Below are 7,226 nucleotides of genomic sequence, written 5' to 3'. Positions count from 1 at the left end.
TAACAAAACATTTAAAGCGTGGTATAAAGCTAAAAAAGGCTTTAATTCTTTTGAAAAAGCAAATAATTTAATATACTTATTTGTATTTCACTATAACTTTATTAGACCACATGGTTCATTAAATAACTGTACTCCAGCAGAAGTTGCTGGCTTCGCTAGCGATAGCTCAGATAAAAACTCTTGGTTTTCAGCGGCTTAATATAAAATTAATATCTTTGATTAACCTGCAAAAATTACGTTTATTGCAGGTTTGTTTACCATACAATAAACTATCCAAACTTATATAATTTTCAAAGAACGAGCAATTCTATGAAATATTAAGCTATTTTTTCATATCAGCTTAACAGATTCTAGTAATTTCTAAAGCTATTGATATATATATAAATACATTGAATTATACTTAATAAGTAATAAATGAAAAAAATAAATAAAAACTTTTCATTTTAGGTTGAATAATAGTTAGGTTTAATCGTTTTTAAAATGAAATACATATTGTATATTCAGCTACGATTGGGCCTGTTAAATAAACACAATTAACAGAATATTTTAATCAATTGAATTATACATATTATAGCATATGTATAAATTTATGACACTATAGATATATTAAAAAATAATCTTTTAAAAACTTAATAAAGAAATTAAATTTATATAAGATTATTTAAAATACATTCTGAAATTTATCACATTAAAGGGTAAAATGTTAAAAATTACATTGTAAAAATATATTAATATGAAAACAAATGTTTAAATACATTGAATTTCATATATTTTTAAAATAGTGTTTAAATTGAAAATTATTTCAATTATAATAATGTAAGGATTTTTAAAACAAAAGGAGAGGGTTTAGTAATGACTAAAAAGAATACACTTAGACAATACGTTGTTATGACAATAGGAATATGTTTGATAGCAATATCAGCAGAGTTTTTTCTTATTCCTAATGAAATAGCAGCGGGAGGAATAACAGGACTTTGCGTTGTTTTAAATAGTTTTATTCCAACAATATCAGTTGAAGTATTTTCCTTAATAATAAATGCTTTTTTAATTGTTATTGGATTTAAAATTATTGGTGGAGATTTTGGATTAAAGACAATTTATGCATCTCTTGGGTTATCAGGACTTATGTGGGTTATACAAAACACTATTCACCCAGGACCTATAACAGGGGATTTAATGTTAACAGCTATAATAGCACCTTGTTTAACAGGTACGGGGTTAGCTCTTGTGTTTAGTCAAAATGCATCATCAGGTGGAACAGATATAATAGCTAAGATTCTAAACAAATATGCAAAGATAGATATTGGTAAATGTATGCTTATAATAGATGCTATTGTAACTATATTAGGAGCGTTAAGATTTGGATTAGATAAAGCCATGTATGCAATAATAATAATAGCTCTAAATGGTACTATAATAGATAAGGTTATAAATGGATTTAATAATTGTAAGCAAATTATGATTTTAAGTAATGAAAGTGATACTATAAGTAAATATATAATGAAAAATTTAGATAGAGGTTGCACTGTCATAGCGGGGAAAGGTGCTTATAGTGGAATAAATGCAGATATACTTTATTGTGTATTAAGTAGAAAACAGTTTATGAATTTAAAAACATATATTAAGGAGGTTGATCCTAAGGCTTTTATAACGGTTACAGAGGCACATGAAGTTTTTGGACAAGGATTTAGCAGTATGTCTTTATAAAATGGTTCGTAGTTTGAAAGGTTAATCATATTGATGGAACTTTAAGATATAAATGTAAAATTTTAACATATGATAACATTAAGGTTAGAGTAAATATATAATCATTGCAGGATAGGATTCCGTATAAAAAAATTATGGGTTAAATACATTTGAAATTATAAATTATATAACTAAATAGGTTTTAATAAAGATGTGAAATTTAAATTTGTTTATTTTTACATCTTTATTTATTTCATTGTATATAGTAAAGTTTATATAAATTAAATATTATAGTTTAAAGAAAATACTTTACAAAAGCGCTTATTTAATATAAAAAATAAGATAGACCTAATATAGTTTAGAGCTAATTTGTTAGTGATAACAAGAAAAAAGTGGGTTATTTTGAAGTGTTATGTATAATTTGTTTATAAATAATTAAATTTAATGTAACATTTAAGTGAATATCATTGAAAATCTTACTAAATATTGTTTGTATCATTTATAATATAGATGTAAAGAGTAAAAACTAATAACAAAATTTCAAGTATTGTAAATTATACAGAGAAGCCTTTAACATTTCTTTAACTATCAAAATAAATCTACAAATATATTTATGTTATGATATAATTATAAAAGTAATAAACTAAGATTAGACAAATTATAAATCACTTTGAAATAGAGTTTAAGTTATATATTTCATTATAGATTAAGTTATTCTTATCTTTCAGTATAGCTTTAAAAATACTTTACATATTAAGTGCGGAAAAACTTACCTGGAAGAGTATTAGGTATCATATCAAAAGTGACATGACAGTAGAAAAAAGAAAAGTTTGTTTTATTAAAGAACGTTACTGTTATGTATAGAAGGGAATTATGGTTGGTAGCTAAAGAATAAATATTTTTACAAGGAGTTGGAGAAATGATAGAATTTAAAAATGTATGTAAGACCTATGATAATAATGTCATGGCTTTAAAAAACGTAGATGTTAAAATTGAAAAAGGAGAATTTGTTTTCTTAGTTGGCCCTAGTGGAGCTGGTAAGTCAACTTTTATAAAGATGCTTTTAAAAGAGGTTGATCCAACATCTGGAACACTTGAGGTTAACGGAGTGGATTTAGTATCTATAAAAAGAAATCAAGTACCTTATTATAGAAGAAAAATAGGGATGGTTTTCCAAGATTTCAGATTGATACCTGGTTTGAATGTTTATGAGAATGTTGCTTTTGCTATGAGAGTTGTTGAAGCATCTCCTAAGGAGGTAAGAAAGAGAGTGCCATTAGTTTTGGCTATGGTTGGTCTTTCAGATAAAAATAAGATGTTTCCAAATGAATTATCAGGAGGAGAACAACAAAGGGTTTCTTTAGCTAGAGCTATAGTTAATAATCCAGCAATACTTATAGCTGATGAGCCAACAGGAAATCTTGATCCAGAAACAGCAAGAGGTATAATGGAGACATTAGATGATATAAATAGAGCTGGTACTACTGTAGTTATGGCAACTCACGCTAAAGAAATTGTTGACTATATGCAAAAGAGAGTTATTGCTATGGAACAAGGTGAGATATCTAGAGACGAAGAGAGAGGTAGTTACGGTTATGAAGATTAATACTGTTAAAAACTTTATTAGTGATGCATTTAAAAGCTTAAGAAGAAATAAAACTATAAGTATAGCTTCTGCTCTTACAGTTGCAGCAACATTATTTATTTTTGGAGTATTTATGTTAGTTGCTATAAATGTAAATAAACAGGTAGATAATGTTCAATCTAAGGTAGAAGTTGTTGTATTCTTGAAAGATGATATTACATATTCCGATCAAAGAGGTGTTGAAACTAAGTTAAGAGAAGTTTCAGGGGTTAAGGATGTTATTTATGAAAGCAAGGGAGAGGCATTAGTTAAGTTTAAAGATCAATTAGGTGACAATAAAGCATTATTGGATAGTTACACTAATGATAAAAACCCAATGCCTAACTCATTTATAGTAAAAATTGAAACTCCTGAGGTAGCTTATACTGTTGAAGATTCAATGAATAACATGCCGGGAGTAGAGGAAATAGGAAATCAAAAAGATCTTGTTGATAAGGTCGCTAAAATATCTAGCACTATAAAATGGGTTGGAGTAGCAATATTTATAATATTAACAGGTGTATCTTTATTCTTAATAGGAAATACAATAAAACTTACTGTTTTTTCAAGACGTAGGGAAATAGGTATAATGAAATTTGTTGGGGCTACAGACTGGTTTATAAGATGGCCATTTATAATAGAAGGTGTAGTTATAGGGGTTATAGGAGCAATATTCTCTAATCTAGTTTTATTTGGGGCATATAAAATGTTCTTTAATAAAATGATAAGCTCATTAATAACTTCTCAGCTAGTAACACCAGGATACATAGTGAGCTATTTATTAGCAGAATTCTTATTAGCTGGTATATTAGTTGGAGCAGTGGGAAGTTTTATATCTTTAAGAAAATTCTTAGATGTTTAAGCATCTAAAAAAATAATATACCAAAGATTCCAAGTATATTTGGTATAAGACAAAGAGTTGAAAGTCATTCATAGTGGTGCTATGGGTGACTTTTTACGATGAAGCAATATACTAAATAGACAAGAAGACTGGTCTATTATTTTTTGAAGATGCCTTAATTTATAAAAAATTCACTTTTGTATTTTGCAGAGGTGAATTTTTTTGTTGTGTATTTTTATATAGCATTAAGTTAAAACTTAAATTATATGATACAATTATGAATTTAAAAAATATATATGGATATGTTATCAGTATAAAGGTTAAAAAAAATATCTAATAATATAGTAAGAGTTAGAATAGTATTAGATTTTTAATAATAGTAAAATAATTTATTGGCCATAGTTTTTAAAGCTTTTTATAGGAGGATATTAAATATTACATTTCGATAGCATTAGAGTGCTAGAAAGAGTAGGTGTATAATATTTTTTTTAATAAAGAGATTCTAAGCCAACAAACTATTGGCATAAAATTATACTTTAATGTTATAATATTAACTTGTTTTAAGTTTGAGATAAAACAAAATAAAGTGTATTACATTATTATAGAAACACATAATATAAATTTTTAATTAACTTGAAATAGAGATTCTATAAGTATAATATAAGAATATAATATGTGAGAAATATTATTTAATAATATTATAGATTTAGATAAATAATATAGTGTACATAATACTTTTGTTTGAAATTTTTATGAATTTAGTATTTATATCGAAGCTAAGTTATTATAAAAATTATACAGTCTAGTACAGGTCACTTATAAAATAGAACTTATAATCAATATAGTTGAGCATGGAACCATACAATAAAAATGATGTTATACCCTTTAAGTATTTTGTATGGTGATCATGACATAAATGCTTATATGGGAAAGGGTGTTAAACATGGATAATGAAGAAAAAAGCTTTAGTGAAAAGAAAAGAAGAAAAACCAAAATTTTAAACATAATTATAGCTGTTTTAGTAGTTATGTTAGTGGGAGTTGGGTCATTTTATGCAGGTACAGTTGCAACAGTAGCAATCCCAACATTAGGGTTTAATAATTCAAAATATACTAAGGCGATGGAAGGCGTAGGAGATGTTTCTGATTTTAAGAAACTTTTTCAAGTAAGAGAACTAATTTATAAACTTTATGATGGCCAAATTGATGAAAATAAATTGGTTGAGGGTGCTATAAAAGGAATGACAAATTCTCTAAATGACCCATATACAGTGTTTATGAATGAAAAGGAGTTTTCAGATTTTAGTGAAAGAAATGAAGGTAGTTATGTTGGTGTAGGTTTACAAGTTGGAGTTAAGAATGATAAGGTAGTTGTAATAGCTGCTTTTGAAAATTCCCCATCAGATAAGGCAGGTGTAAAATCAGGAGACGTAATAGATAAAATTAACGGAGAAGATATTCTTGGAAGTGATTTAGAAAAAGCTGTAGCCACAATGAAAAATGGCAAAGCTAAAGAAAAGATTACTTTAACTCTAGAAAGAACAGATAAGGGTGTATTTGATGTGGATGTTTATAGAGATACAATCACTATGACTTCTGTAAAAGGCGAGATGCTTGATAATAATGTTGGATATATACAAATAAACATGTTCGATGAAAATACTGGAGATGCATTTAATAATAAGTTAAAAGAATTGCAAGGAAAGGGCATGAAAGGGTTAGTTTTAGATCTTAGAGAAAACCCAGGTGGATTATTAAGTGAATGTATAAAAGTTGTATCAAATTTTGTTGAGAAAGATAAAATCCTAACATCAACAGTTGACAAGTTTGATAACAAAAAAGAGTATAACTCTAAGGGTGGAAATGCGATTGGTCTTCCACTTGTAGTTCTAACTGATGGTAATACAGCTAGTGCATCAGAAATTGTAGCAGGAGTTGTTAGAGATTATAAAGCAGGTACGTTAATAGGAACAACAACATTTGGTAAAGGAATTGTTCAAACAGTTCTAGACTTAAAAGATGGAACAGGATTTAAGGTTACAATATCAAAATATTATACTCCAAATGGAGAGAATATACACAAAAAGGGTATTGCGCCTGATATTGAAATTAGCATACCAGATGAGTTAAAGAATAAAGGGTTAACTAGAGATAATGACCCTCAATTTAAAAAAGCATTAGAAACAATTAATGAGAAGATAAAATAGGAGGCTTGGCTAATGGAATTAACTATATACACACTAAAGTCGTTGGCGCAGGTTATAAGTGACCCTTATATGGCTTTAATATTATTTCTATTGTGTGTGTTTTTATATAGAAAAAACAAAAAAATTACATTAATGCAAAAGATGATGGTGGGAGAGAGATTTGTCTCTCCCCTTGAATTAACACTATCACAATTAGTTCTAGGTATAATTGGAGGAATTATAGGAAGTGTAGTTTTAAGTAATTTAGGAGTTATGTTTCATGAAAACTCAGGAATAGAATTAATATTTTTGTTTTCATTTTTCCTTATGATAATAAAGCCTAGGTGGATTTGTTTTTCATATTCTGGGGCTTTACTTGGATTACTAGTTATAGCTATAAATTTCTTTAAGGACAATGGAATATTAAAGAGTATATATATATCAAATATATCTTTAGATGTTACATCTTTGGTTGTTTTAATAGCAGTACTTCATATAGTTGAAGGATTTCTTATAATGATAGATGGAGACAGAGGTGCTATACCAGTTTTTAGTTATAAGGATGAGAAGTTAGTGGGTGGGTTTGCATTTGAAAGATATTGGCCTATACCAATAGCTATAATGTTATTAACATCTAGTGCTACAGGAATATCTAGTGGGTCCATAGATACACCTCAGTGGTGGCCATTATTAAAAGGTGATGTTAATATGAAACTTATGGCAACTAGCATTGCAATGATGTTACCGATGTATGGTGTTATTGGATATAAAAGTGTTACATTTACTGAGAGCAAAAGGAAGAAAGTTTTTGTATCAGGAGTTTTTAATATAGTTTATGGGTTAATAATGGTAGCTTTAACACCAATAGCTAATTTTGGACTAGCCGGTAA

6 protein-coding genes are annotated in these 7,226 nt (G+C 27.6%); all 6 read left to right on the top strand.

Annotation, left to right across the window (positions count from 1 at the left end; genetic code table 11):
• Nucleotides 1-199, top strand: a 199-nt coding sequence (locus BM119_RS19015; RefSeq protein WP_143087298.1) for an integrase core domain-containing protein, incomplete at its 5' end; no start/stop codon positions are given.
• Between the two features lie 653 nt (nucleotides 200-852).
• Nucleotides 853-1,707, top strand: coding sequence for a YitT family protein (locus tag BM119_RS19010; RefSeq protein WP_090043283.1), 855 nt, complete (start codon nucleotides 853-855; stop codon nucleotides 1,705-1,707).
• Nucleotides 1,708-2,605: 898 nt separating this feature from the next.
• On the top strand, nucleotides 2,606-3,292 hold the full coding sequence (gene ftsE, locus BM119_RS19005; RefSeq protein ID WP_090043282.1) for a cell division ATP-binding protein FtsE: 687 nt from the start codon (nucleotides 2,606-2,608) through the stop codon (nucleotides 3,290-3,292).
• Nucleotides 3,282-4,172, top strand: a complete 891-nt coding sequence (ftsX, locus tag BM119_RS19000; protein ID WP_090043281.1) for a permease-like cell division protein FtsX — start codon at nucleotides 3,282-3,284, stop codon at nucleotides 4,170-4,172. The genes ftsE and ftsX overlap by 11 nt, the downstream gene beginning before the upstream one ends.
• A 922-nt stretch (nucleotides 4,173-5,094) precedes the next feature.
• Entirely contained in the window at nucleotides 5,095-6,357 is a 1,263-nt protein-coding gene (locus BM119_RS18995; protein ID WP_090043280.1) for a S41 family peptidase, read from the top strand.
• 12 nt (nucleotides 6,358-6,369) lie between these two features.
• Nucleotides 6,370-7,226, top strand: an 857-nt coding sequence (locus tag BM119_RS18990) for a signal protein PDZ (RefSeq protein WP_090043279.1), incomplete at its 3' end; no start/stop codon positions are given.

It is taken from the genome of Clostridium frigidicarnis (genome assembly GCF_900111985.1).
In the GTDB taxonomy this organism is placed as follows: Bacteria; Bacillota; Clostridia; order Clostridiales; family Clostridiaceae; genus Clostridium_Z; species Clostridium_Z frigidicarnis.
Note: the sequence above shows the minus strand (reverse complement) of the source record. Positions and strands in the feature narration are given on the sequence as shown.